This window comes from Streptomyces sp. NPDC058664, assembly GCF_042716635.1.
Lineage (GTDB): Bacteria > Actinomycetota > Actinomycetes > Streptomycetales > Streptomycetaceae > Streptomyces.
In genome coordinates this window covers 20,606-46,712 of the sequence record NZ_JBHXRW010000057.1, presented here as the reverse complement: position 1 = coordinate 46,712, position 26,107 = coordinate 20,606, and the positions used below count along the sequence as shown (strand labels likewise).

Genomic DNA, 26,107 nt, shown 5'->3' with positions numbered 1-26,107 from the left:
GACCTCGACCTGCTGCGCCCGATCTACGCCCAGACCGCCGCCTACGGCCACTTCGGCCGCGAGCTGCCGGACTTCACCTGGGAGCGCACCGACCGGGCCGGCGCCCTGCGCAAGGCCGCGGAAACCGGCTGACCACCCACCCGCCGCCCGCCGCCCGCCCGCCGCCCAGGCCCGGCGCGACGGGCCGGTGGTGCGCGGTCCCCCCGCCGCGCACCCCGCCGCACCCCGCCGCACCGGCCGACGCCGACCGCCACCCCCCCCTGGACCGCCCCCGAGCCGTCCACCGCGAAGACCGGAGGATCACGATGACGTCGCAGCAGGCGGACCGCGTGCTGATCGTCGGTGCCGGGATCGCCGGCATGGCGGCGGCCATCGCCCTGCGACGCGTCGGGGCGGCGGTCGACCTGATCGACATCGGACCCGACGGGACGGTGACCGGCGCGGGACTGACGATCACCGGGCCGACCCTGCGGGCCCTGCGGCAGCTCGGCGTGTACGACGAGGTCGCCGCCCGGGGATACGTCGGCGAAGGCATCCGGGTGTGCGGGGTCGACGGCACCCACCTGCAAGACATCCCGACACCGATGCCGCCGCAGGCCGGGGTGCACGGCTCCGGCGGCATCGGCCGGCCGGTGCTGTACCGGATCCTGTCCGCGCGGGTCCTGGCCGCCGGGGTGCGCCCGCGCTTCGGCACGTCCGTCGCCCACCTCGCGCAGGACCCGGCCGGCGTCGACGTCACCTTCAGCGACCGCACCACCGGCCGCTACACCATGGTGATCGGAGCGGACGGCATCTACTCGCGCACCCGCCACCAGGTCTTCCCCCACGCCCCCGAGCCCCAGTACACCGGGCAGAGCGTGTGGCGCATGTTCGTCCCCCGGCCGCCCGGGGTGGAGTGCCGGCACTACTTCCTGGGCGGCGAGGCCAAGGTCGGCTGGACACCGGTCTCGGCGACACGGATGTACCTGTTCGCGGTCGAGCGCACCCCGCGCCGCATCCGTGCCCCCCACGAGCTGCCCGGCGGCCTCGCCGACCTGCTCACGCCCTACGGCGGACACGTGAGGACGTTCCGGGAGGCGATCGGCGAGGACACCGAGATCGCCTACCGCCCGCTGGAGTCCTTCGACCTGCCCGGCCCCTGGCACCGCGGGCGGGTGGTCCTCATCGGTGACGCCGCCCACCCCACCACCCCGCAACTGGCCTCGGGCGCCGGCCTCGCGGTCGAGGACGCGCTGGTGCTCGCCGAGGAACTCGCCCGCCACGACACCGTCGCCGCCACGTTCGAGGCGTACGCCGCCCGGCACGAGCAGCGGTGCCGGTTCGTGGTGGAGAGCTCCATCGAGATCGGCCGGCTCGAACAGCGTCAGGCACCGCCGCAGGCCCAGACGGCCGTCGTGGAACGCGCGCTGGCCCGGCTCACCGAGCCGATCTGAACCGCCCGTTGCGGCCGGTCCCCTGTCCGCGGGCCGCGGGCAGGGGACCGGCCGCAACGGGCGGCCCGCGGGCTCACGCCGAGCGGGCTCACGCCGAGACGGCCGGCCGGACCGGATCGGCCCGGGGATAACTGCCCAGGACGAACGCGGCGTGGCGCCGGGCGAGGGCGGCGACGACGAGGCCGACGGCCGGGTCGTCCCGGTGCCCCTCGCATTCCAGCAGGAAGGAGTAGGAGCCCAGGCCGAAACCGCCGGGCCGGGACAGCACCGCCGTCAGCGGCACGCGGGCGCGGGTGAACTCCTCAAGCACCGTGTGCAGGTGCTGCATCTGGCCGGCCAGCGGAACCACCAGGCTGGTGCGGTCGACACCGGTGGGCGCGGAGCCGGCCAGGGGCCGGGCGACCTTCACGAAGCGGGTCACCGCGTCCCGCCGGTCGCCGATGTCGGACGCGACGATCTCCAGCCCGTAGCGCCGCAGCGTGTCCGGCGCGGCGATGGCCGCCAGGCCGGGCACGGCCGCGGCGCCGACCTTCTGCGCGGCCTGCGCGGTGGAGGCCGCGGTGAGCGCCTCGGCCCGCGGCAGATGGGCGTCGAGCCAGCCGCGGCACTGCGCGTGCGCGACCGGATGGGTCAGCACCTGGCGGACGGAGGCCAGGGTGCCGGCCGGGGCGACGGCGAGCGCGAACTGCACCCGCAGCAGCGTCTCGCCGACGATGACCAGATCCCGTCCGGCGGCCAGCGCGTCGACGGACTCGGTGACCGACCCTTCGACCGAGTTCTCCCACGGCACGACACCGGCCGCCGCCTCGCCGCGGCGCACCGCCTCCAGCGCCTGGCGGACACTGGGGTACGGCACCGCCGCCCCGTGCGGGACGTCCAGCCCGCGCAGAGCGGCTTCGGTGAACGAGCCGGACGGGCCCAGATAGGCGATGGACATCAGCGCACCCCTCCGGCCCGGCCGGTCAAAGAGCACTCCAGGCCCCGGCGACGGCGACGGCCTGCCGGGGGTTGAGCCGCGGGTCGCACAGCGTGGTGTAGCGCCGGTGGACGTCGGCGCTTTGGTCCTGGCTCCAGACGCATTCGGTCACGTCGTCCGGCGTGGTCTCCAGATGCAGGCCGGCCGCGACCCCGCCGGCCGTGGCGACCGCCTGCTGGAAGGCCACCACCTCCTCGATCAGGGTCTGCACCGACCGGGTCTTCAACCCGGCGGGCGTCTTGACCGTGTTGCCGTGCATCGGGTCGCACAGCCAGGCCACCGGGTGCCCGGCCTCCCGCACGGCCCCGACCAGCGCCGGCAGCCGTGCGGCGACCTGCCCGGCCCCCATGCGGGCGATCAGCGTCAGACGGCCGGGCTCCCGGCCCGGATCGAGCCGGGCGCACAGCTCCACCAGGTCCGCCGGGGCCATGGCGGGACCGACCTTGCAGGCCACCGGGTTGGCGACCGACGCGAGCAGTTCGACGTGGGAGCCCTCCACCTCCCGGGTGCGTTCGCCGATCCAGGGCAGGTGGGTGGAGGACAGATAGCGCCGGCCGCCCGCCGTGCGGCGCAGCAACGGCCGCTCGTAGTCCAGCACCAGCGCCTCGTGACTGGTCCACACCGGTGCCCCGGTCGGCGGCATCCAGGCACCGGTGCGCTGGCGCAGCAGGGTGGTGGCCCGGTCCGCCGCCGCGTAGCAGGCGAGCATCCGCTCGGCATCGGCCCGGCGCTCCTCGGCCGTGGCGCCGGGCCCGTTGACCAGATGGCCGCGGTAGACCGGCAGTTCACGCCCGTCGACGACCTCGGTGGGGGAGCTGCGCGGCTTGGCGAACTGTCCGGCCATCCGGCCGATCCGGATGACCGGCCTGCCGGTGTTGATCTTCATGACCCCGGCCAGCGCGTCGATCAGACCGATCTTGCGGTTCACCGCCTGCGGCCCGCACTCGGCGGGGTCCTCCGCGCAGTCCCCGGCCTGGATGATCTGGTAGGTGCCGGCGGCCGCCTCGGCCATCAGCAGGCGCAGCATCTGCACCTCCTCCCAGCCCACCAGGCCGGGCCGGGCGGCGAGCTCCGCCCGCACGGCGGCCGCGCGCCCCGGGTCCGCCCACACGGGCTGCTGCTCCGCGGCGACGGTCCGGCCCCAAACGGCGGGGGCCACCGGCGGCCGCGGGCCGCGGTCACGAACGGGCGGGGCGACAGGCATCACGGACATGATCATGCTCCTTGGGGCAGCGGGGAGTCAGTTCTTCCCGGGGGCGGGGCGCCCAGGTCGGGGCGCAGCGCCGCCGCGGCACCGAGATAGACGTGGTGCATGGCGTCGCGGGACCGCGCGGTGTGCACATGCGCCAGGATCCGCACGACCCGCTCCAGGGAGCCCGGGACCGCGATCTCGGCGGTGCACAGCAGCGGTACGTCGATCAGGCCCAGCTTCCGGGCCGCGGCCGCCGGAAAGGCGGAGCGCAGGTCGTGGGTGGTGGTGAAGACGATGCTGATCAGGTCCGCGTCGCTCAGGTCGTTGCGCCGCAGGATCTCGCCGAGGAGCTCGAGGGTGGTCTGTTCGATGCGGACGGGGTCGTCGAAGGCGACCTGGGCCGCGCCGCGCACGGCACGCACGGCGCGAGCGCCCGGCTCGGTCGTCCGACTGGTCGGGGTCGTCACTGGCTGGCTCCTCCTGATCTTCCGGAAAAAGGCCACTGCGGCCGATCAGGCCGCCTGCCGGGCCAGCAGGCCGTGCAGGGCGGCGATGGTGCGCGCCTGCGGCAGTTCGTCCAGGGGCAGCACCACCCGGTACTCCTTCTCCACCCGCGCGACGATCTCGATGAGGTTGAGCGAATCGGCCTGGTAGTGGTCGAAGAGGTCCGCGGTGTCGTCGACCTCGTCCGGACCCAGCGCCAGGATCTCCGCCACGATCGCGCGGACCGGGGAGATCGAGTGGTCGGTGTCGTTCATCTGCCGTCCTTATCCTTGATGCGGTGGTGGTGCGGCGGGAAGCAGGCTTGCGGAAGGGCGCGAGACGACGAGGACCGAGCCCACGGTCAGCACCGTCCGGCCGGCCGCCCGGGTCTCCCCGGTGAACTCACCGACCGCGCCGGAACGGTGAGCGAGCCGTACGTGGTGTTCCAGCACGTCGCCGGGCACGGCCGGTACGCCGTAGGCCAGGTCGCGGATGCCGACCATCAGCGGGATCTCGTCCGGCGGGCCGAGCCCGGCCAGCGACCACAGCAGGGAGACGGCCTGACCGAACGATTCGAGCAGCAGCACCGGCGGATAGGCGAAGTGGTCGATGCCGCTGTGCTCCGCCACCTCCCGGTAGCAGTCCTCCCCGCCGGTGATCGCCTTGGTGGCGACGAGCGCGTCGGGCGGCGTGAACTCCCGTACCGTGTCCAGCAGGAGCATGGGAGGGCGCTGGCGCAGCCGGTCGCGTACCTGGCTGTGGTCAAGCACCGGCCGCCACCGCCTCGAGCGTGAGCGACAGCTCCGCCGCCGTCCGGCCGTCGCCGCGCGCCCCCCGGGCCCGCACCCCGACCCGGCCGTCGGCCAGGTCACTCACCAGCAGGGAGAGGTCGAGTTCGTCGCCCGGGAACAGCGGGCGGGCGAAGCGGGCGCGGTCGATGCGGCACAGCCGGAGCTCGCCGCCCACCGCGAAGCCGGCCGCCTGGCGCACACAGTCGATCAGCAAAACCCCCGGCAGGATCGGGAAGCCCGGATAGTGGCCGGCCATCTGCGCGGCGGCCCGCTCCACGGGCAGCCGCACCGTGACCCGGATGCCCTCGGGACTCCGCTCGCTCAGCGGCGGGCACCCCAGCGCGTCGAACACCTTCGCTGTCTGCGAGGAGGCGGCCACGGCGCTCCTCAGCCCAGGCCCGGTTCGGTGACCAGGCGCCGCGCGAGCTCTTCCACGTAGTCGGTGATCGTCACGTCGTGGTCGAGGTACGGGACCACCTCACGCACCTGCTCGTAGAGCCGCCGGGTCGCGGGCGACAGGCCTTGCGTGCCCCGGATGTCGACGGCCTGGCAGGCGCACAGCAGCTCGAAGGCGACCACGTGGGCGACGTTGTCCAGGACCTCCGCGGCGCGCCGGGCCGCGACGAACCCGAAGGACACGATGTCCTGGAAGTCGCCGGTGGAACTGAGCGACTGGATGGAGATGGGCATGCACTTCGCCCGGGTCTCCGCGGTCAGCGAGGCGGTCATGAACTGGCCGCCCATCAGCCCCAGGCGCAGGCCCGGGTCCTCCTGGCACAAGAACGCCGGGAGCCCCTCGCTGTTGCTCTTGTCGAGATACCGGTCGACCCGGCGGTTGGACAGGTTCATCAGCGTGGTCAGCGCGATCGCCAGGTGGTCCATCGCCATGGCCACGTACTGCCCGTGGAAGTGCCCGTTGTGGAACACCTCCGCCTCGTCGGGGTCGATCAGCGGGTTGTCGTTGGAGGAGTTCAGCTCGTCCTCGACGACCTGCTCGATCGAGGCGAGGCTGTCCACGACCGGCCCCAGGATCTGCGGGGTGCACCGGATGGAGTAGGCGTCCTCGATGGACTGCGACCCCGCCTTCGCACGGTCGCCCATCTCGCCCGACAAAAGGTGCTCGGTGTCCAGTTCGTCGACCGCCAGGGTGGAGTCGGCCAGGGTGTCCCACAGGAACCGGGCGACCGCCTGCTGCCCCGGGTGCGGCTTGAGCGCGTGGACCCGCGGGTCGAACGGCTTGGTCTTGCCGGCCAGGGCCTCCACCGACAGCGCCGACACCAGCAGGTAGGACTGCAGCAGCCGCCGGGCCCGCGCGATGGTGAGGCTGCCCAGACCCACCATGCCGGAGGTGCCGTTGATCAGCGCCAGGCCCTCCTTGAAGCTGAGCTCCATCGGCTCGATGCCCGCCCGCCGCAGCGCCTCGCCGCCGGGCAGCACCTCACCGTCCAGCCGCGCCTTGCCCTGGCCTATGCACACCAGGGCGATCGCGGCCAGCGGCCCCAGGTCGCCGCTGGTGCCCAGCGACCCCTTCTCCGGCACGCACGGCACGACACCGGAGTTGCGTACCGCGATCAGCTTGTCCAGGTTCGCCAGTGAGATGGCCGAGTTGCCGCGCGACAGCGACACGATGCGGGACGTCATGATGGCGCGGACCGTGGTGTCGTCGAGATGGTCGCCCACGTTGGTCGCCACCGCGTTGAGCAGGTTCTCCTGCAGCTGGCGGGCCATGGTGACGGGCACCAGGTAGTTGACGAACCCGCCCATGCTGGTGTTGACGCCGTAGATGACCCGTTCCTCCGCGACGAACTTCTCCAGCGTGCGCCGCGAGGCCTGGACGCGGGCGCGGACCGTGTCGTCGATGGCTACCGGGTCGGCCGCGACCGCGGTCGACTCGACGTCGCTCAGCCGCACCCGCCGGCCGATGGACAAGGTGTAAGTCACGTGAAGGCTCCTAAGCGTTCGTAGCGTGTCGTAGGTCCGATGTCCCCCGGGAGGAGACCAGCGTGTGCGTGAGCGAGGCGCGATCGACCTTGCCGTTCTCGGTCAGCGGAAGCTCCGCGACGAGGTGGATCGAGCGGGGCACCATGTAGCCGGGCAGTTCGCGCGCGCAGAACGCGAGCGCCGCACGGACGTCCAGCCGCGCCCCGGGCCCGTCCAGGACGACGGCCGCCATCAGCACGTGGTCGCCGGCACGCGGCACCAGGACGGCCGCCGCCGCCGTCACGGCCGGAAGACGGGTCAGCGTGCCCTCCACGTCCCCCAGTTCCACCCGGTTGCCGTGGATCTGCACCTGGTGGTCGGACCGGCCCACGAAGCAGAGGTCACCTGCCGCGTCCAGCCGGGCCAGGTCGCCGGTGCGCAGCACCTTCTGCCCGTGCCGCGGATCGACCGGGTCGGGCACCAGCACCGCGGCCGTGGCCTCGGGGTCGTTCCAGTAGCCGGTGAACAGCGCCGGGCTGCGCAGATAGATCTCCCCGACCTGGCCCGGCCGGGTGACCACCTCGCCCAGCCCGTCCACCAGGGTCATCTCGGCGCCGGCGTGGGCGCGGCCGATCGACAGCCGTTCCTGCCCGGCCGGCAGCGGACGGGGGACCTCGGTGAACGAGGCGGCCATCGACTCCGTCGCACCGTAGCCGTTGACGACGCGGACGCCGGGGAGCATCTCCTGCAGCCGGCGCAGTTCGGGGATCGGGAACTCCTCCCCGGCGAAGACCACCGACCGCAGATCCTCCAGCTCCCGCAGGAGTTCCGGGTCGTGGCGCAGGACCGGCCGCCACAGCGAGGGAACGCCGTGCACCTGGGTGACCCGGGCGGCACGCAGGAAGCCGACCATCCGCCGCGGCGAGCCGAGATCCTCCCGCCGCACCGGGACGAGGGTGGCGCCACTGCTGAGCGCCACGCCGATCCCGAACAGCGCGAAGTCGAACTGCAGCGGCGAGGTGGCGGCCACCCGGTCGCCGGGCCCGGCCAGACCGTCCTGCAGCATCGCGCGCAGGAACGTCACGATCGCCCGGTGGCTCATCACCACGCCCTTGGGGCGGCCCGTCGACCCGGAGGTGAAGACGATGTACGCGGTGTCGGTGGCCAGCACCTCGCGCCGCCGGCGCACCCGGCGCACCGGCCGGCGCTCCACCACCAGCCCGCCCGGGCCGAAGCGCGCACTGCCCTGCGCCCCCACCGGCTCCCGGCGCGCCAGATGGCCGGCCCGGGCATGCAGCGCGGGCTCGACCGAGCTCACGATCGACCGCAGGCGGGCGTTCGGGGTCTGCGGGCTCACCGTCACGAACGGCAGGCCCAGCATCGAGCAGGCCAGCAGCAGGGCCACCGACGCCGCCGAGGTGTCCGCCTCGACGACCACCCGGTCACCGACATCGAGGCCCAGAGTGTCCAGCACGGCCGCGTACCGCTGCGCCAGAAGATCCAGGTCGCGGTAGGAGACCTCGCGGAGAACCCCGTTCTCGTCCGCCTCCACCACCGCCGGCTTGTCCGCGGCGAGGGCCACGGGCCCCATCAGCAGCCCGTAGAGGTTGTCCGCCGAAGGACGCGGACGTTCCATAGCGTCTCCCTTGTCAGTTGAGCGACGGCGGCGGGCCGTACCGCCGTACCGCCGTGTCGCTGCGGGGCCTTGGGGCCAACCCTGGGACACCGCGATGGGCGCGGGACTGGAGCGCGTCTTGAGCGGCGGTGTACGGGCAGGTCCGCGCCCTGCCGCACCCGGCCGCCGCCCGGGCCGGCAGGCCCGCGCCCCCCTCGCCGGCGTCCGCCGGCGCGCTCCAGCCAGCTGCGAGGGACAGCCGAGGCAACCGCCCTAGCGTCACCTTTCGAACCGAACGGAACCGGCCAGCCGAACCGAACCGGCCGCAGTCTGAAGGAGTCCGCATGTCCTCCGAGTCGCACGAGTTCAAGCTGCCTGGCGCGGATCTCCCGCAGCCCGACGCCGAGCTGCGCAAGAAGCGCGAGGCGGTCGTCGCGGAGCACACCATCGCCGAGTCCGCCTGGGACATCGACGGCGTGCTCGCCACCTTCCCGCGCGGCGGCGTCTACCGTGTCATGGCGTACGAGGAGAGCCCGTTCGTCGGCGAACAGGCCATCAAGCAGGGCTACTTCGCCGAACTGCAGAAGGCCTTCCCCCACCCCGAGCACGAGCTGTTCCACGTCCACCACACGCCGACCGCGGTGATCCTGGAGGCGCAGATGCGCGCCAAGCAGGAGGCGGACTGGCGCGGCATACCCAACCGCGGCAAGACCGTCGAGGCCCCGGTGGCGGTCTTCTTCCACTTCGACGGCGACGTCCTGATCGACGAGACCCTCTACTTCGACATGGCCACCTTCGCCCGCCAGCTCGCCTGAGCCCGAAGGGGCCGGGGCGCCCACCCGCGCGCCCCGGCCCCCGGCCCGTCCCCGCCGCCGACCGACAAGGACCACCACCCATGAGCGTGTCCAGGACGGACCGCACGGCCCCGCCGCCGACCCACTCGCCCGGCGTGCGCCCGCTCCTCCTCGACGCCGCCGGCCTGACCCTGTCCGGTCTGCTGGCCGAGCCGCCCGACGGCCCGCCGCGGGCGACCGTCCTGGCCGTGCACGGCGGCGGCATGCGCGCCGGCTACTTCGACGGGCAGGCCCACGCCGATCTGTCCCTGCTCACCCTGGGCGCCCGGCTCGGCTTCACCGTCCTGGCCCTGGACCGGCCCGGCTACGGCCACTCCGCCGCCCAGGCGCCCGCCGGCCTGACCCTCGACGAACAGTCCGCCGTGCTGTCCGCGGCGCTCGACGCGTTCGCCGGCCGGCACACCGTCGGCACGGGCTTCTTCCTGCTGGCCCACTCCTACGGCGGCAAACTCGCCCTCACCACCGCCGCGCGCACCCCCGGCCTGCTCGCCCTGGACGCCTCCGGCGTCGGCCACCGCTACGGCATCGCCCCGGCCGAACACCGCCGGCTGCGCCGCCACCTGGAGTGGGAGCGCAACTGGGGCCCGCTGGGCCTCTACCCGCCGGGCACCTTCCGCGCGGCCGAGAACCTGGTCGCCCCCGTCCCCGACCGCGAGGCCGCCGAAGTACCCCTGTGGCCCCAGAAGTTCGACGAGCTGGCCCCACGGATCGGCATCCCGCTGCGGCTGACGTTCGCCGAGCACGAGGCCTGGTGGCTGCACGACGAGCCGGACATCGCCGACCTGGCCTCCCGGCTGACCGGCACCCCCCTGCTGCGCGTCGAGCGCCAGCCCGGCACGGGCCACAACATCAGCCTCGGCCGCGCCGCCCGCAGCTACCACCTGCGCGCCCTGGCCTTCTTCGAGGAATGCCTGCACTCCACCGGGGACGACCCGGCCGGCGCCCCCGCACACCCCGCCCGGACCAGGGCCGCCGCCTAACAACCCCCCGCCCCCGCGCCGACGCCCCCGCCCCGGACCGGACGACCGCCCCCGGCACACCCTGCCGGCCCCGGCCCCTCGCCGATGAACCAACGGCCAAAGGGGCGCGCGGGCCCGCCGGCCCGCCCGCGGCCGCGCGGTCCGGGCGCCGCACCGCCGCCGCACCGCCGCGTCCGCCGTGCCCCGCTCCCGCGCCCGGTGCGGTCTCCCGCAAACCGCCCCAGGGCCCCGAAGCGCGGTGCCGCGGGCGGCTTCGGCGGACGCGGCCGGGCCCCATGATTTCCTCACGTTTTCGGTGTGAGTCCTTCGCTACTGGAAACACGGCAAGCGCGTTCATACTGGTGCCTCGAGCGTGTCCGCGGGGGAGGAGCCAGCCTTTCGGTCGGCTCCCGTAGCCCGAGGAGGTGTGCTGTTCGTGATTCCACCCCCGGAAGACTCCCCCCTGCGCCTGCACCACTTGTGGTCCCTGCGCGAGGACACGGCGGTCGGGTGGGACGAGGAGGGCCAGGCGCTGGTGCTCAGCGGTCCGCAGGGAACCGAGCGGATCGAGGCCCCCACCACCGTGGTGGCCGAGGCGCTGCACCGGATGGAACTGGGCCCCGTCCGGCTCGCGAACCTGCTGCAGCCCAAGGACGGGGCCGCCGCCGGGCAGGACAGCTACACGGTGATGCTGTCGGTGCTCCGCGAGATCTCCCACCTGGTGATCAGAACGCTGTCCCTGGAAGACCTCAGGGGCCCGGTGCTGTCGGTGGTGCCGGCCGGCCGCACCGCCCGCTTCACCCTGGCCCGGGTGCCCTCGCAGCGCAGGGTGCGGCTGCGGCCCGACGTGACGATCACGGTGCAGGGCAACGCGTTCCTGCTGGAGTGCCGCGCCCTGGAGCACCGGGTGCTGATCCACCGCCCCGAGGCGATGTGGGTGGTGTCCCTGCTGGCCTGGCCCACGGCACCGGACGCCCTGGTCGACGTGGCCCCGCTGCCCGCCGAACTGACCCTGTCGATCCTCGGTCACCTGGCGGGGGCCGGCATGACGGTGACCGCGGGCTGACCGCTCACAGCAGCCAGCCCGACTCGCGGGCGATGCGGATGGCGTCGACCCGGTTGCGCGCGTTCAGCTTGGTGACGACCGTGGTGAGGTAGTTGCGGACGGTGCCCACCGACAGGCGCAGCTGCGCGGCCATCTCCTGCGGCTCCGAACCCTGCGCGGCCATGCGCAGCACCTCGGTCTCCCGTATGGTCAGCGGGCTCTCGGTGCCGCCCCAGGCGGCCAGGGCCAGCTGCGGGTCGATCACCCGCTGGCCGGCGACGACCCGGCGCACGGCCTGGGCGAGGTCGCCGGGCGGCGCGTCCTTGAGGAGGAAACCCGAGACGTGCGCGGACATCGCCCGGCGCAGCGTGCCGGGCCGGCCGAGACTGGTGAGGATCAACGTCCTGCACGCGGGAAGACGCTCGTGCAGCAGCTCGGCCGCGCTGAGCCCGTCCAGACCGGGCAGGTCGATGTCGATGACGGCCACGTCCGGCCGGTGCTCGCGTGCCAGGCCCAGGATCTGGTCGCCGCGCTCGGTCTCGGCGACCACCGCCAGGTCGTCCTCCAGATCGAGCAGAGCCACCAGCGCGCCGCGGACCATGTGCATGTCTTCGGCCAGCAGGATCCGAATCATCGTCGCCGTCCACCGTTCTTTCCCCTACGAGAACCTTGCCGGATCCTGCCCGGCGCCTTCGCCGCCCCACCGGCGAGAGAGCCGGTGCCGAGGCTGCCTACGTTACGTCCCCCGCCCGCCCCGGCGGCGGTGGTTCGCCCGTGCTCACGCCCCCGCGGGGGCCGTTGGACGGGGCTCGCGGAGCGGTGTCTCGGCGGTGAGCCGGAACAGGTCCGTCTCGGCGGCGTCGAAGAGGCGCTGCGCGGTCAGCCGGCCGCCGATGTCCTCCAGGCGCCGCTCCAGATTGCCCAGGCCGCTGCCGCTGTGCGGCGAGCGCAGCTGGGAGCCGACCAGGCCGTCGTTGACGATCGACAGGCGCACCACGTCGTCCTCGATCCCGGCGGAGATCCAGCAGCGCGAGGCCTTGGAGTGCCGCAGCAGGTTGGTGACGCCCTCGCGCAGCACCGTGGCCAGCACGGTGGACGTCATCAGCCCCAGGCCCTCGATGGCGTCCTGGGCGTCGACGGTGACCGAGACGTCGGCGGCGGCCAGCACCGACTCGGCGGAGGTGAGTTCGGAACCCAGCGACATCTCCCGGTACCCGCTCGCCACCCGGCGCACATCGGCCAGCGCCTGACGGGAGATGACGAGCACCTCGTCGACCTCCTCGCAGGCCCGGTGCGGATTGGCCGGTATGAGACGGCGGATCAGCTCGCTCTTCAGGGTCACGGCGGACAGGCTGTACCCGAGCAGGTCGTGCAGGTCCCGGGAGAACCGCAACTGCTCGTTGCTGACCGCCAGCCGGGCCAGATCGGCGCGGGCCCGGTGCAACTGGTCGACCAGGCTCGTCAGACGGCTCAGACCGTATACGACCAGACCCGTCAGCGCGGTCGTCTGGGCCAGGTACACCGTGTCGATGACCCCCCGGTCGTACAGGACGCCGGGGACGACCATGCTGAGCGCCGTCAGCCCGTACAGCGTCCAGCCCGCCGCGGGCCGCAGGACGAGCAGCAGGGAGCCGGCGAAGAAGCCGGCCATGGCCCCCCAGTACACCCCGAACCAGACCAGCGGCAGATAGGAAAGCACCCCCTGGGCGGTCAGGGTGAGCATCTTGGTACGGGTGCGCGCCGCGGATATCTTGGGCGCCGAATGCACCAGTTGCAGCAGGAACACCAGCGTCAGACAAAGCACGGCGCGGGTCAGGTCGTACGGGCCGAGCGATAAGGAAAGGATATGCAGGAAGGTGATGCCCAGATAACAGCCCAGCGCGGCCAGCAGAACACCCCGGGCGGTCCTGGTGGCCACGCTCCCGTAGTCCTGCGACCGGCTGGCATATGACGGGGATCTGTCCGGACCGGCGCTGTCCATCTCTCGCCCCTCGTGTCTCGATGGCTATTCGAACAACCGGGCCTCATTCTAAGCAGGTTGGCTTATGTACGGCGGTTTTCCCCGGGGCCGGACGCGCCGCCGCAACAGCCCCGTCACCGACGGCGTTCCGGTGCGGCCGGCCCGCCCCTGTCGAGAGGCGGCGGACCGCCGCACCGGGCCGCGTCAGACGAACAGCGGGATCGGGTTGAGGTCCTCGTACGCGGTGGGCCCGGCCAACCGGCCGAGCGCGACCGGCACGTCGAACAGCCGGCCCGGCGCGTACCGGGCCCAGAAGTGCCGCAGCCCCGGCACGATCACCTTGACCACCGGCATCCCGATGTCCGGCCGGGTCTGGTCCAGGGCGAGCAGCTCCAGGCCCCTGGCGGCCAGCAGCGCGGTGATGGCCTCGACGTCGTCGAGGAGATCGTTGCGCACCACGTAGTCCCAGTGACCCGGAGTCCGCGGCCGCACGGCCGCATCCGGCGCCAGATAGGGCTGGTTGGCCACCGTCGCCTGCCGCCACCAGCGCACCGGAAGAGGATCGGTGATGCCGTAACCGCCGCCGGGCCGGTCCCGGCTCACGGCCGGCAGCAGCTGCCCCGTCTCGGTCAGCGCCCGGCGCAGCGCGACGGCCGGGTCGAAGTGCGCGCCGAAACCGAAGACGATGTCCTCCGTGGCACCCTCGGTGCGCCGGGACACCGCCACCACCGCGGGAATGCCGAGGTCCGAGGTGAGGTCCAGCGCCCACAGCTCCCGGCCCAGCTTCTGGTGCCCCTCACGGATCCGCCCGATGTACGGCTCGTGGAAGGAGTCCAGGTCCACCGCGGGCTGCCGGGTGCGGTTGTACCACCACAGGGCGACCGCGTCGCGCTCCACCAGCTCCATGAACCCCTGCAGCAGGGCGTCCTCCGGGCTGCTGCCCGCCGCGTTGCCGTTGGAGTCGGCGTACGGCCCCGGCCCGCCGGGGGCGGAGGAGAAGTACAGCATCGAGGTGGGCAGCAGCCGCTGGCGCCGCTCGGTCAGCGACCACACCGGAGTCCACTCCACCGGCCGGTCCTCGTCGAAGGGCTCGGGCACATGATGGAAGGGCGAGCCCGAGCGGTTCCACCGGTCCCGGTCGCGGAACTGCTGCTCCGCGTACAGCTGGCAGGCGTTGGGGTGCAGAGCCTGCCCGCCCAGGGCGCGCAGGGTGTCCACCACGACCGGCTCGTCGCCGTGCCGGGTGCCGCAGTAGCGCTCCACCGCCTCGCACAGGGCACTGGTGCGGGCCTCGGTGTCGGTCAGGCCCTTGCCGCCGCTCTGCGAACGCAGCCCGGCCGGACCGCGCTCCCGCATCGCCAGGTTGTGCCCCGACACATAGGTGGTGGCGAACTCCGGTGCGCCGGGGGAGGGTTCGAGCAGCGGCACGATCCCGGTGATCGGGCTGACCAGGTGCGCGTGACGCCTGAGCAGCTGGTCGGGACTGAGCGCCCGGTGGTCGCCGCCGTGCCCGGCCTTGGTCCGCGACACCGGGACGAACGGCGCGAGCACCCGCCGGCGGGTCAGGCCCGGCTCGCCGCAGGAGAGGCACTGGGGGATCCGGGACACGGTGTGGACGCGGGTGCGCAGGGTCAGGGTGTCGACCGTGCGCACCGAGCCCTGGTCGGCGTAGCGCAGCCCGGCCAGCCACTTGGCGGCCTCCAGCACCGCGCTCTGCGCGGCCATCACCCGCCCGGCCGAGAGCGACGCGATCGGCCGCACCAGCGGGCGGTCCAGACCCAGCGCCTGCTGCAGCGGCCCCTCGTACCCGCGGTGCTGCTCCAGCCGGTAGGCCAGACACGACCAGCAGGGCCCCTCGTCCGGCCGGAAGAACGGGCCGATCCAGGGTTCGTAGCCGCACAGCCGGGTCAGCAGCCACGGCCTGCCCGCCGCCCGGTGCTCGGCGTCGACCCGCTCCAGCTCGGGGGAGAGGTAGTCGTCGCACAGCACCAGCGTGAGATCGGTGTCCGAGTCGGTCACGCTCAGACCCGACTCCACGCTCGCCGCGAGCACCGGTCCGGCATCGACACCGCCCAGCGGCAGGACCCGCAGCCGGGAGCAGGTCAGGCCCGCCGCGGCCCGGGCGCCGTCCAGGCCGGCCAGGTCCCAGTACGCCTCGGCGACCGGATCGGTGCCCGCCGCCGCCAGGGCGGGAGGGCAAAACCGCAGCAGCCCGGCCTCGCTGAGCAGACGCAGCCCGTCCTCGGCCTCCTCGGCGGTCAGCGCGGGCGCGGCGGCACGCCGGATCTCGGCGAGCGACCGGGTGCCGTCGAGCAGCGGGACCAGGACGTCGGCGAGCAGACCGTGCAGGGTGGTGACGCCCTGACGGGAGACCAGATAGGTCGCCTCGCCGGGGACGGTCGCCGGGCGCAGATGGTGCCTGAACCCCACCAGGGTCGAGCCGTCCCGTCCGGCGGCCGGCCCGGACGCGCGGGCAAGGGGCGACTCAGAGGTCATATCCAGGCCCCCGCGACCACATCGCCCTCGACGGCCGTGGGGGCCGTCGTGGGAGCGGAGTTCGCGGGGGGCGGTCCTGCGCACAGGGTGAAGGCGGCGGTGTCCTGCGCCGCGCACAGGGTGAAGGCGGCGACGCCCTGCGCCGCGCACAGGGTGAACAGCGCGGCGGAGCCGAAGGCGCGGTCGAGATACCCGACCACGAGGAGCGGACGTGCAGGAGCTGCCTCGGTGATGCGCGCCGAGAGAGTGACGGTGGCGTGGCTCATCGGAGATGGTCCTCACTGACGGTGTCGGCTGGTGCTCCAATGGCCGGGATTCTTCGCCAGTCAGGGACGTGACGGACAGTGTCCGCTTCACCGGTGGGGGGTGAAGTTCTCACTCAACCGGAGCTCCCACCTCCGTCGGCCGCCGCTTTGAGCGGTTCCCACCAGCCGCGGTTGTCGCGGTACCACCGCACGGTTTCGGCCAGCCCCTCCTCGAAACTCCTGCGGGGCTTGTACCCCAGCTCCTCGCGGATCTTCGTGCAGTCGACCGAATACCGCCGGTCGTGCCCCTTGCGGTCCTCGACGTGCACGACGCTGTCCTCCCAGGTCGCGCCGCACGCCGCGAGCAGCAGGGCGGTGAGCTCCTTGTTGGACAGCTCCGTGCCGCCCCCGATGTTGTACACCTCCCCCGCCCGGCCCCGGGTGCGCACCAGCTCGATGCCCTGCACGTGGTCGTCGATGTGCAGCCAGTCGCGGACGTGGCCGCCGTCGCCGTACAGCGGGACCTTCCCGCCGTCCAGGAGGTTGGTCACGAACAGCGGGATGAGCTTCTCGGGGAAGTGGTGGTGCCCGTAATTGTTCGAACAGCGGGTCACCCGCACGTCCAGGCCGTGGGTGCGGTGGTACGACAGCGCGATCAGGTCGCTGGAGGCCTTCGAGGAGGAGTACGGCGAGTTGGGGCTCAGCGGATGGTCCTCGGGCCAGGAACCCTCGTCGATCGAGCCGTACACCTCGTCGGTGGAGACGTGCACGAAGACCTCGACGCCGGCCCGGTGCGCCGCGTCGACCAGCGTGTGCGTGCCGACCACGTTCGTGCGCACGAACTCGGCGCCCGCGTCGATCGACCGGTCGACGTGCGACTCCGCGGCGAAGTGCACCACCTGGGCGTGCTCGGCCATCAGCTTCTCGACCAGCTCGGGATCGCAGATGTCGCCCTGCACGAAGGAGAAGTCCGGGTGCGCCCGGACCTCGTCGAGGTTGGCGGGATTGCCCGCGTACGTCAGCTTGTCCAGGACGGTGATCGCCACATCGCCGGGACCGTCGGGGCCCAGCACGGTGCGGACGTAGTGCGAGCCGATGAACCCGGCCCCGCCGGTCACCAGGACACGGGTGGTCATGACGCGGCCCCCGCGGCGGCGTACCGGCCGGCGCGCCCGGGGCCGCCGGTGTTCTCGCGCCTCGTACCGGGCGGCCCGGCGGGCACCGGGGCGCCGGCCGGGAAAACAGGTCGGATCACAAGCATGGGGACGTTCTCCTTCTCAGGCCACACGGACGGTCGGCACGGGGCGGTGACGGGCGGCGATCTCGGTGACGTAGGCACCGTAATCCGTGCCCGCCATCTCCTCGCCCAGGCGCCGGCACTGCTCGGCGGTGATGAAACCGCGGTTGAGCGCCACCTCCTCGACACAGGCGATCCACTCACCCTGCCGCTGCTCGATCAGCTGGACGTACTGCGCCGCCTGCAGCAGCGAGTCGTGGGTGCCCATGTCCAGCCAGGCGAAGCCGCGGCCCAGCTCGGTGAGCCGGGCCCGGCCCTGCGCCAGATAGGCGAGGTTGACATCGGTGATCTCCAGCTCGCCGCGCGCCGACGGGGAGAGGTTCTTGGCGATCCCGACCACGTCGCTGTCGTAGAGGTACAGCCCGGTCACCGCGATGTTGGAGCGCGGGTGGGCGGGCTTCTCCTCCAGCGACAGCAGCCGGCCGTGCGCGTCGACCTCCCCGATCCCGTAACGGTGCGGATCACGCACCCGGTAGCCGAACAGCGCGGCGCCGTCGAGCCGGCGCAGCGCGTCGTCCAGCAGCAGCGAGAACCGCGGCCCGTGGAAGATGTTGTCGCCCAGCACCAGCGCGACCTGCTGGTCCTCGATGAAGTCGGCGCCGATCACCAGGGCCTCGGCGATGCCGCGCGGCTGGTCCTGCTCGGCGTAGGAGATGTTCAGACCGAGCCGGGAGCCGTCTCCCAGAAGGGAGCGGAAGCTGTCGGAGTGGTCCCTGGAGGAGATCACCAGAATGTCCCGGACACCGGCCAGCATCAGCACGGACAGCGGGTAGTAGATCATGGGCTTGTCGTAGACCGGCAGGATCTGCTTGGACAGCGCGCCGGTCAGCGGGCGCAGCCGGGTACCGCTGCCGCCGGCGAGGATGATGCCCTTCATCTCGGCTTTCCTTTTCGTCGAGGGGTGGGTCGAATCCGGCCGTCCGCGGGAGCGCAAAGACCCCCGGGACGCCGGGTGTGGCCGTCGGGTCCGGGCCCGCCGGCCGCCCGGTCGGGACGGGCCGCCCGGCCTCCCGCGACGCCCCGGCCACGCATCAAGGCACGCGTGAGAAGGCCGCCCGGCCCGGACACGCCGGCCGGGCCGTCCGCCGAAACGCGCACCGCCACCACACCGAAGGCGGCGGGGCGCACCGCGGGCCGGCACCGGCCGGGCCGCGCGTCACCGCACGGCGCACCGGCGCCGACGCCGGACACGGCGGCGCCGGTGACGGCGCGGGCCCACGGCCTGCCCGAGTCCCGCTGCCCGATGGTGCTGCGGCCCGATCGAGCGCAGGCGGAGCAGCGCTGGAGGCCGCCGCCGCCCAGGACCGCGGGCCGGGACTCGACCGGCACTCGAGCACGGCTCTCTAGCGTCGAGGCGACGCCCGCGCGCCGCCGGCAACGGGCCGACGCCTCGTCACCGACCGCGCGACGAAAACCGTGGTCCCTCCATGGTGGAACCGGAAGGAAAACCCTGAATGAGTACTGACAAGGTCGCCGCCGGCGGCGGTGCGGCCGGGACGGGGAGATCCCCGGGCCTGGCCACACTGATCACAGCCCTCGCCACCTTCATGGCCGGGCTCGACAACCTGGTGGTCCTCGTTGCGCTGCCCACCATCAGGGACGAGCTCGGTGGCAGCCTGGAGGACCTGGAATGGACGGTGAACGCCTACACGCTGTCGTTCGCCGTGCTGATGATGTTCGGTGCCGCCCTCGGCGACCGGTTCGGCCGCCGCCGGGTGTTCATCGCCGGTCTGCTGCTGTTCACGGCCGCGTCGGCCGCGGCCGCGCTGGCCCCCGGCATCGAGGAGCTGATCGCCGCCCGCGTGGTCCAGGGCGCCGGCGCCGCCGTCATCATGCCGCTCTCCCTCACCCTGCTCACCACCGCCGTGCCCGCCGCGAAGCGGGGCGCCGCCCTGGGCATCTACAGCGCGGTCGGCGGACTGGCCATCGCGGGCGGCCCGCTGGTGGGCGGACTCATCACGGAGAACCTGTCCTGGCAGTGGATCTTCTGGATCAACGTGCCGGTGGGCCTGCTGCTCGTCCCGGCCGCCTGGCGCGGCCTGGCCGAGAGCCGTGGCGCGAACAACCGCCTGGACGTCGTGGGCACCGCCCTGGTCAGCCTCGGCATGCTCGGCATCGTCTACGGCCTGATCCGGGCCAACGGCCACGAAGGCTGGGGCGCCCCGCTGGTCCTGGGTCCCATGGTGGCCGGCGCGCTGCTGGTCGCCGTGTTCGTCCAGTGGGAGCGGCGCAGCAGCGCGCCGATGCTGCCCATGGGCATGTTCCGCAACCGGGCCTTCAGCGCCGTCAACGCCGGCGGCCTGCTGCAGGCCTTCGCCATGTACGGCGTGGTCTTCCTCATCACGCAGTTCATGCAGAACATCCAGCACATGTCGCCGACGGAGGCGGGCGTGCGGATGCTGCCGTGGACGGCGATGCCGCTGCTGATCGCGCCCGTCGCGGGCATCCTGTCGGACAAGATCGGCGGACGTCCCGTCGCGGTCTTCGGACTCGCCATGCTCGCCGCCGGATTCGCCTACTGGGCGCTGGTGATGAGCCCCGACTCGTCCTACGTCGAGCAGCTGCCCGGCTACCTCCTGGGCGGCGTGGGCGTCGCCTGCTTCTTCGCCCCGCTCATCAACCTGACGATGAGCTCCGTCGACGTCTCCGAGCAGGGCATCGCCTCCGGCTCGACGTCGGCCATGCGCGAGCTGGGCGCGGCACTCGGCGTGACCGTCCTCACCAGCGTCTTCACCCACAACGGCGGCTACGCGTCGGGCCAGAACTTCGTCGACGGCTTCGTCCCCGCCCTGTGGGTCGGCGCGGCGGCCATGGCGCTCGCCGCGGTCGTGATGCTCTTCGCCGTCCGGCCCGCCGGCGCGGCGCAGCAGCACCGCGCCGAGGCGGACAGCGCCGAGCCGCACAGCGCCGAACCGGCCGCCTCGGCCGCCCGCTGACACCTCCTGCGCCGGCCCGCGGCCCGGCACGACCACGTCGTGCCGGGCCGCGGGAACGCGGCACCACGTCATCTCTCCCCACGCCACCGGCAGAAAGGCCGTGCGCGACATGAAGGTTCTCTTCGCCAGCCTCGGAAACTACGGACACGTCTTCCCCCTGGTCCCGCTCGCCCAGGCGGCACACGCGGCCGGGCACGAGGTCTGGTTCGCCACCAGCGAGCAGTTCCACCCGACCCTGGACAAGGCGCGGCTGCGGCCGGTCAGCAGCGGGCTCACCGTCCCCGAGGCGTTCATCGAGGCGACCGGCGGCCAGGCGTTCCTGGAGGCCAACGGCGGTGCCGCGCAGGCCAGCGACATTCCGCCCGAGGTGCTGGCGGCCCTGGCGGTGAAGGCGTTCGGCTCGGTGCTGCCGCGCAGCGTGTTCGCCGATCTCACCCCCGTCCTCGACTCCGTCCGCCCGGACCTGGTCGTCTACGAATCCTTCAATCCGGGCGCCGCCTTCGCGGCCGCGGCGGCCGGCGTGCCCGCCGTCTGCCACGCCATCGGCCGGGTCTCGCCCAACCCGCCGATCGCACAGGAACTGTTCGCCACGGCGAACGACCTGGGAGTGGCCGACAAGATCGGCCGAGGCCCGACCCTGGGCAACCCGTACATCGAGATCTGCCCTCCCGCCGTGCAGAACCAGGAGTTTTTGACCTCGGGCGTCCAGCTGATCCCGCAGCGGCCCACCTCCTTCAGCGACCCGGGCGAGCTGCCCGCCGGCGTCACCCAGGGGCAGGGCCCCCTGGTCTACCTGAGCTTCGGCACCGTGGTCACCTCCGCACAGCTGCTGCGCACCGCGATCGACGGCCTGCTGCCGCTGGACGTGCGGGTCCTGGTCGCGACGAGCGCCCTGGTGGACCCGGCCGCGCTGGGGGAGCTGCCGGACCGGGTCGTCGCGCTTCCCTGGGTGCCGCAGCCCGAGGCACTGCGGCACGCCACCGCCATCGTCCACCACGGCGGCCACGGCACCACGCTGGCCTCGCTGGCCGCCGGGCTGCCCCAGCTGATCCTGCCCCGGGAGAGCGACGGCTTCGGCAACGCGCCCGCGGTGCGCGCGACCGGAGCGGGCCGCCTGCTGCTCGGCGAGGACGTGACCGCCGAGGCGGTGGAGGCCGAGATGCGCATCCTGCTGACCGACGGCGCCTACCGGGAGGCGGCCCGCCGGGTCGCCCAGGAGATCGAGGCCCTGCCCGGGCCGGCCGATACGGTCGCCAGGTTCCCCGAGTTCGCCGGCTGACCGCCCGCAGGCCCCCGCCCGGCCACGGCCGGCCGGGCGGGCTCCGCGACGGCGGCCGGGCCGGCGACCGCCCGTGTCCGGTACCGCACGACGGCCCCGGCCCCGGCCCCGCCGCGTCCGAGGACGCAGGCCGCCCCGGCGGCGGACAGGACGGCCCCGTCCGCGCCCCCACCGGCCTCACATCCGCCCCGCCCGCCGCCCCGGTACGCGTCCGTGCCCCGCGCTCACCGACGAGCGCGGGGCACGGACGCGTACCGGGAGGTCCCGCGAGCGCGGCCGCGAGGCGGTGGCGGGCCTGGGCGATTGCCGCAGGACACGGAGGACGGCCCGGCTCGTCCAGGACGCCGCGGGCGCCGCGGGGCCGGCCCCGCGGCCGCCGGAAGCGGCCGTCCGTGTCCGGCCGCGGCGGGCCTCGGTGCGCTCCAGCGGAGCGCGAGGGGCGCGGCCTAGCGTGACGTTCCGAAGCGAACCGGCCATCGTCCCAAGGAGCCTTTATGGCCACCGGCGAGCACGGGTCCACTCCGCCCGGCGCGGCTCCGCCGCGACCCGGCGAGAAGGTGCGAGAGCGGCCCGGGACGGCCGTCGCCGCGCACACCGCCGCCCAAGGCGCCCGGCGCATCGACAAAGCGACCGCGACGGTCCCGCACGGCGGCGCGCACCGGGACACCCCGGCCGGAAAGTCCCCGCCGATCGACGAGACGCCCTGCTGCGACACGGCCGCCTTCGCCCGACCGTCCGCCCGACCCGCGCGAAGCCGGCTCGCCCGTCATGGCCCCTACAGTTGAAAGGACGTAGCAGGATGCAGCCCGAGGTGAACGGCGCCGACGACTTCCTGACGTCGGCGCTGGTGACGAAGTCCCCGCTGACCCCCGACGCGGGCGCCTTCCTCAAGGAACGGGAGGAATCCGCCTCCTACGAGGTCGAACGGGTGCCGCTGGCCACCCTCCCCAACTGGCACCTCGGTGACCGGCTCAGCCGCACGGACGGCAAGTTCTTCACGGTCGAAGGCCTCTCCGTGCGGACGGACTTCGGCCCTGTCCCGCAATGGTCCCAGCCGATCATCGTCCAGCCGGAGATCGGCATCCTGGGGATCATCGTCAAGCGGTTCGACGGCGTGCTCCATTTCCTCATGCAGGCGAAGATGGAGCCGGGGAACACCGCCTTCGTCCAGTACGCGGCGACCGTCCAGGCGACGCAGAGCAACTACCAGCGCGTCCACGGCGGCAGAGCCACCCCGTATCTGGAGTACTTCCTGCGGGACACGCGGCGACGTGTCCTGTTCGACCAGCTCCTGTCCGAGCACGGCTTCTGGTATCTGAACAAGAGAAACCGGAACATGATCGTCGAGGTGCCCGAGGACGAGGACGTACCGGTCGAGAACGATTTCACCTGGCTCACCCTGGGCCAGCTGCGCCACCAGCTCCTGCTGGGCAACCGCGTCAACATGAACGCCCGGACCGTGCTTTCCGGAATAGCCTACGGCGCTGCCGACGGCGACCGGCTGTCCTACGCCGAGCAGCCCGAGGGATTCCACGCCGAGCTCCTGCGGTCGCACCGGGCGCCGTGTTCGGCGGCCGACCTCTCCGGCGCGCTGACGTGGCTCTTCGACCAGAAAGCGAAGTTCAACCTGGACGTCAGGCGCACCAGCCTGCACGACATGGACGAATGGATCTGCGACGACGACAGCATCCGCCATCGCGACAACCGCATCTTCGACATCATCGGCGTGTCGGTCCGGGCGACGAGCCGGGAGGTCGGCACCTGGTGGCAGCCCATGCTCGAGCCCCGGCCCGGAAACGCCGTGGCCCTGATCTGCCAGCGGCGGGCCGGGGTACTGCACTTCCTGCTCCAGGCCACGATCCAGCCCGGCCTGACCGACCGTCTCGAACTCGGACCCACCGTGCAGTTCTCCCCGGGCTACCACCGCGGCCCCCAGGACTTCCCGCCGCTGACGGAATACCTCGACGCCCCCGAATCCTGGATCCGGCTGGACGCCGTCCAGTCGGAGGACGGCGGCCGCTTCGCCGCGGCGGACACACGCCACCTGGTCGTCGAACTCCCCGAGGACCACGAGATCAAGGCGCCGGACAACTACCGGTGGATCACCCTCGGTCTGCTCAACCGGCTGACCCGATTCGGCTACCACGTCAACGTCGAGGCCCGGAGCCTGGCCGCCTGTCTCCTCTGACAACCGGCGGGACAGACCCCGCCCGGCACACCACGAGGAACCCTCCGATTGCGCCCGGCCGCCGGCCCGCCGCCGGCGCAGCCGCGGCGCATACCGCCGCTCCACCGGACACCCCGAGCACCGGCCGACCGGACCGGCACACCAACAACCCTGGTCCCTGGACCACACCGACCCTCATGGAGGTATGGGCGTGAAAGCGAACACCCCGGCCGGCGGCCCGCTCCACGAACCGGACCCCGCCCGGACGCCGGACGCCGGAGGCAGCGCGGTGAGCGCGGACTCCCCGCTCATCGTGGTGCTGGGCGCCGCGGGCTTCGTCGGATCCGCCGTGTTCCGCGAGCTGGCACAGCACCCGGTCCGGCTCCGGGCCGTCTCCCGCCGGAAGGTGCCCGTACCCCACGACGCCCGTGCCGAGATCGAGGTGCTCTCCGCGGATCTGACCGAGCCCGGACAGATGGCCGCCGCCGTCGCCGGCGCCGATGTCGTCATCCACGCACTGGCGTACATCGCCGGGGCATCCACCTGGCGCATCGCGGACGGCGACACCGCCGCCGAACGCGTCCACGTGGGCCTGATGCAGGACCTGCTGCACGCCCTCGGCGACCGGGCCGACTCCCGGGCGACCCCGACCGTCCTGTTCACCGGATCGGTCACGGCGGCCGGCTCCACGGACAAGGAGGTCCTGGACGGCACCGAACCCGACCGGCCGAAGGGGTACTACGAACGGCTCAAACTCCAGGCGGAGCGACTGCTGCTCGCGGCCGACGCGGCCGGAACGGTGCGCGGCGCCTGCCTGCGCCTCACCACGCTGTACGGCTACAGCGCCGGGTCCACCGCCCGGGACAAGGGCATCGTCTCCACGATGACGCGTCGCGCCGTGGCCGGCGAGCCCTTGACCATGTGGCACGACGGAACGGTCCGCCGGGACCTGCTCCACGTCGATGACGCCGCCCGCGCCTTCTGGGCCGCGCTCCCGCACATGGACGTCCTCGGGGGAAAGCGCTGGCTGATCGGCACCGGCCGAGGGGCCCCGCTCGGGGAGGTGTTCACCGAGGTCTCCGCGCTGGTCGCCGAGCAGACGGGCAAACAACCGGTGCCGGTGGTCTCCGTGGAGCCGCCCGAGTACGCCGAGGTCAGCGACTTTCGCAGCGTGATTGTCGACTCCTCCGCGTTCCGGGCCGCCACCGGCTGGACACCGCAGGTCTCCCTCGGTGAGGGCCTGCGCCTGACGACACAGTTCTGCTCCGGCGGCCGGGAGACAGAGGTGTCCTGAGCATGCGGTCGCCCAAGCGTTCATCCCTGAAGGAGGAGAAGGTCGCGTGATCTACACACAGCTGGGCCGTACCGGCCTGCGGGTCAGCAGGCTGGCCCTGGGAACCGTCAACTTCGGTGGCCGGGTGGAGGAGCCGGAGGCGCACCGCCTCCTGGACCATTCCCTGGAGCGGGGCATCAACCTGGTCGACACCGCCAACATCTACGGCTGGCGCGTCCACAAGGGCCACACCGAGGAGGTCATCGGCCGGTGGCTCGGCAAGAACCCCGCCCGCCGCGACCAGGTCGTCCTGACCACCAAGGTGGGCGACCCGATGGGCGAGGGCCCGAACGACCACGGCCTGTCGGCCCGCAACATCGTCGCGGCCTGCGAGGCATCGCTCAGGCGGCTGGGCACGGACTGGATCGACGTGTACCAGATGCACCACCTCGACCGGTCCGTGGGCTGGGACGAGGTCTGGCAGGCCATGGACCTCCTGGTCGCCCAGGGCAAGGTGCGCTACGTCGGCTCGTCCAACTTCGCCGGCTGGGACATCGCGTCCGCGCAGGCGGCCGCGCAGCGCAGGAACAGCCTGGGCCTGGTCACGGAGCAGTGCGTCTACAACCTGGTCACCCGGTACACGGAGCTCGAGGTCATTCCCGCCGCCCAGGCGTACGGACTGGGTCTCTTCGTCTGGTCACCGTTGCACGGCGGCCTGCTCGGCGGGGTGCTCCGCAAGCTGCGGACCGACTCCGCCGTCAAGTCCGCGCAGGGCCGCGCGAGGGAGGCCCTGGACGCGCAGCACGACACCATCGAGGCCTACGAGAAGCTCTGTGCCGGTCACGGCCTGGACCCGGCGGTGGTCGGCATGGCCTGGACGCTGTCCCGCCCCGGTGTGACGGGTGTGGTGATCGGGCCCCGCACGGAGCAGCACATCGAGGGCGCACTCGACGCTCTGGAGTGCACGCTGCCCGAGCCCCTGCTGGCCGAGCTCGACGTCCTCTTCCCGCCGGTCGGCCGAGGCGGCCCCGCCCCCGACTGCTGGCTGACCTGACCCGAAGCACCGAACGGACGAAGGGTGCGGATCCCGGCGTCCACAGGATTCGCGCAGCCGGTGATCGCCCGGGGTCCGTCGGTGCCGGACGATCACGGCATGCGGCGCGCGGCGCGCGGCGCGCGGGCGGGG

25 protein-coding genes are annotated in these 26,107 nt (G+C 73.0%); 11 read left to right on the top strand and 14 right to left on the bottom strand.

Going from position 1 to position 26,107, the window contains the following annotated elements; translation table 11 throughout:
* On the top strand, nt 1-132 hold a 132-nt coding region (locus ACFWUY_RS32840), incomplete at its 5' end, for a methionine adenosyltransferase domain-containing protein (protein WP_384118416.1).
* 173 nt (nt 133-305) lie between these two features.
* Entirely contained in the window at nt 306-1,433 is a 1,128-nt protein-coding gene (locus ACFWUY_RS32835) for an FAD-dependent monooxygenase (protein WP_384118412.1), read from the top strand.
* Between the two features lie 88 nt (nt 1,434-1,521).
* Here the strand turns inward: ACFWUY_RS32835 and pheA are convergent, their stop codons facing one another.
* Genes pheA through ACFWUY_RS32795 form a run of 8 tightly spaced genes read right to left on the bottom strand, consistent with a single transcriptional unit; the run spans nt 1,522 to nt 8,431 of the window.
* Nucleotides 1,522-2,370, bottom strand: a complete 849-nt coding sequence (pheA, locus tag ACFWUY_RS32830) for a prephenate dehydratase (protein WP_384118410.1) — start codon at nt 2,368-2,370, stop codon at nt 1,522-1,524.
* Nucleotides 2,371-2,395: 25 nt separating this feature from the next.
* Nucleotides 2,396-3,622, bottom strand: a complete 1,227-nt coding sequence (locus tag ACFWUY_RS32825) for a 3-deoxy-7-phosphoheptulonate synthase (RefSeq protein WP_384118408.1) — start codon at nt 3,620-3,622, stop codon at nt 2,396-2,398.
* A gap of 2 nt (nt 3,623-3,624) precedes the next feature.
* The gene (gene aroH / locus ACFWUY_RS32820) at nt 3,625-4,068 is read right to left on the bottom strand and encodes a chorismate mutase (protein ID WP_384118406.1); all 444 of its coding nucleotides are present in this window, start codon (nt 4,066-4,068) and stop codon (nt 3,625-3,627) included.
* Nucleotides 4,069-4,113: 45 nt separating this feature from the next.
* Nucleotides 4,114-4,359 carry an acyl carrier protein gene (locus ACFWUY_RS32815; protein ID WP_384118404.1) on the bottom strand — a complete coding sequence of 82 codons (246 nt, stop codon included), beginning with the start codon at nt 4,357-4,359 and terminating at the stop codon, nt 4,114-4,116.
* Between the two features lie 9 nt (nt 4,360-4,368).
* Complete coding sequence (locus tag ACFWUY_RS32810; protein WP_384118402.1) at nt 4,369-4,854, bottom strand: 3-hydroxyacyl-ACP dehydratase FabZ family protein; 486 nt, start codon at nt 4,852-4,854, stop codon at nt 4,369-4,371.
* Nucleotides 4,847-5,254: a hypothetical protein gene (locus ACFWUY_RS32805; RefSeq protein ID WP_384118400.1), complete on the bottom strand. Its 408-nt coding sequence runs from the start codon at nt 5,252-5,254 to the stop codon at nt 4,847-4,849. Before ACFWUY_RS32805 ends, ACFWUY_RS32810 begins: the two co-directional genes overlap by 8 nt.
* 8 nt (nt 5,255-5,262) lie before the next feature.
* Nucleotides 5,263-6,816: a phenylalanine aminomutase (D-beta-phenylalanine forming) gene (locus ACFWUY_RS32800; protein WP_384118398.1), complete on the bottom strand. Its 1,554-nt coding sequence runs from the start codon at nt 6,814-6,816 to the stop codon at nt 5,263-5,265.
* A gap of 10 nt (nt 6,817-6,826) precedes the next feature.
* Nucleotides 6,827-8,431, bottom strand: a complete 1,605-nt coding sequence (locus ACFWUY_RS32795) for an AMP-binding protein (RefSeq protein ID WP_384118396.1) — start codon at nt 8,429-8,431, stop codon at nt 6,827-6,829.
* A 323-nt stretch (nt 8,432-8,754) separates the two neighbouring features.
* Here ACFWUY_RS32795 and ACFWUY_RS32790 point away from each other — a divergent pair, with 323 nt between their 5' ends.
* The 3 genes from ACFWUY_RS32790 (at nt 8,755) to ACFWUY_RS32780 (ending at nt 11,289) form a co-directional block, all read left to right on the top strand.
* Nucleotides 8,755-9,225 carry a nuclear transport factor 2 family protein gene (locus ACFWUY_RS32790; RefSeq protein ID WP_384118394.1) on the top strand — a complete coding sequence of 157 codons (471 nt, stop codon included), beginning with the start codon at nt 8,755-8,757 and terminating at the stop codon, nt 9,223-9,225.
* Nucleotides 9,226-9,305: 80 nt separating this feature from the next.
* Nucleotides 9,306-10,244, top strand: a complete 939-nt coding sequence (locus ACFWUY_RS32785; RefSeq protein ID WP_384118392.1) for an alpha/beta hydrolase — start codon at nt 9,306-9,308, stop codon at nt 10,242-10,244.
* A 415-nt stretch (nt 10,245-10,659) separates the two neighbouring features.
* The gene (locus ACFWUY_RS32780) at nt 10,660-11,289 is read left to right on the top strand and encodes an NADH oxidase (protein WP_384118390.1); all 630 of its coding nucleotides are present in this window, start codon (nt 10,660-10,662) and stop codon (nt 11,287-11,289) included.
* Nucleotides 11,290-11,293: 4 nt separating this feature from the next.
* Here ACFWUY_RS32780 and ACFWUY_RS32775 read toward each other — a convergent pair whose 3' ends face one another.
* From ACFWUY_RS32775 to rfbA, 6 genes are all read right to left on the bottom strand, one after another.
* Nucleotides 11,294-11,902: a DNA-binding response regulator gene (locus tag ACFWUY_RS32775; protein ID WP_384118387.1), complete on the bottom strand. Its 609-nt coding sequence runs from the start codon at nt 11,900-11,902 to the stop codon at nt 11,294-11,296.
* 144 nt (nt 11,903-12,046) lie between these two features.
* The gene (locus tag ACFWUY_RS32770) at nt 12,047-13,186 is read right to left on the bottom strand and encodes a sensor histidine kinase (RefSeq protein ID WP_384118385.1); all 1,140 of its coding nucleotides are present in this window, start codon (nt 13,184-13,186) and stop codon (nt 12,047-12,049) included.
* A 246-nt stretch (nt 13,187-13,432) separates the two neighbouring features.
* Entirely contained in the window at nt 13,433-15,724 is a 2,292-nt protein-coding gene (locus ACFWUY_RS32765; RefSeq protein ID WP_384118383.1) for a TOMM precursor leader peptide-binding protein, read from the bottom strand.
* Nucleotides 15,721-15,990 carry a hypothetical protein gene (locus ACFWUY_RS32760; RefSeq protein ID WP_384118381.1) on the bottom strand — a complete coding sequence of 90 codons (270 nt, stop codon included), beginning with the start codon at nt 15,988-15,990 and terminating at the stop codon, nt 15,721-15,723. The genes ACFWUY_RS32765 and ACFWUY_RS32760 overlap by 4 nt, the downstream gene beginning before the upstream one ends.
* A 113-nt stretch (nt 15,991-16,103) precedes the next feature.
* Nucleotides 16,104-17,105 carry a dTDP-glucose 4,6-dehydratase gene (gene rfbB / locus ACFWUY_RS32755; RefSeq protein ID WP_384118379.1) on the bottom strand — a complete coding sequence of 334 codons (1,002 nt, stop codon included), beginning with the start codon at nt 17,103-17,105 and terminating at the stop codon, nt 16,104-16,106.
* A 141-nt stretch (nt 17,106-17,246) separates the two neighbouring features.
* On the bottom strand, nt 17,247-18,143 hold the full coding sequence (gene rfbA, locus ACFWUY_RS32750) for a glucose-1-phosphate thymidylyltransferase RfbA (RefSeq protein WP_384118377.1): 897 nt from the start codon (nt 18,141-18,143) through the stop codon (nt 17,247-17,249).
* A gap of 577 nt (nt 18,144-18,720) precedes the next feature.
* On the opposite strand from rfbA, the gene ACFWUY_RS32745 reads away from it, so the two are divergent.
* The 6 genes from ACFWUY_RS32745 (at nt 18,721) to ACFWUY_RS32720 (ending at nt 25,975) form a co-directional block, all read left to right on the top strand.
* Nucleotides 18,721-20,202, top strand: a complete 1,482-nt coding sequence (locus tag ACFWUY_RS32745; protein WP_384118375.1) for a DHA2 family efflux MFS transporter permease subunit — start codon at nt 18,721-18,723, stop codon at nt 20,200-20,202.
* A 109-nt stretch (nt 20,203-20,311) separates the two neighbouring features.
* Nucleotides 20,312-21,481: a glycosyltransferase gene (locus tag ACFWUY_RS32740; protein WP_384118373.1), complete on the top strand. Its 1,170-nt coding sequence runs from the start codon at nt 20,312-20,314 to the stop codon at nt 21,479-21,481.
* Nucleotides 21,482-21,975: 494 nt separating this feature from the next.
* On the top strand, nt 21,976-22,266 hold the full coding sequence (locus tag ACFWUY_RS32735) for a hypothetical protein (RefSeq protein WP_384118371.1): 291 nt from the start codon (nt 21,976-21,978) through the stop codon (nt 22,264-22,266).
* A 14-nt stretch (nt 22,267-22,280) separates the two neighbouring features.
* Nucleotides 22,281-23,669, top strand: a complete 1,389-nt coding sequence (locus tag ACFWUY_RS32730) for an NDP-hexose 2,3-dehydratase family protein (protein ID WP_384118369.1) — start codon at nt 22,281-22,283, stop codon at nt 23,667-23,669.
* Between the two features lie 190 nt (nt 23,670-23,859).
* Nucleotides 23,860-24,942 carry an NAD-dependent epimerase/dehydratase family protein gene (locus ACFWUY_RS32725; protein WP_384118367.1) on the top strand — a complete coding sequence of 361 codons (1,083 nt, stop codon included), beginning with the start codon at nt 23,860-23,862 and terminating at the stop codon, nt 24,940-24,942.
* Nucleotides 24,943-24,988: 46 nt separating this feature from the next.
* On the top strand, nt 24,989-25,975 hold the full coding sequence (locus ACFWUY_RS32720; RefSeq protein ID WP_384118364.1) for an aldo/keto reductase: 987 nt from the start codon (nt 24,989-24,991) through the stop codon (nt 25,973-25,975).
* The last annotated feature ends 132 nt before the right edge of the window (nt 25,976-26,107 follow it).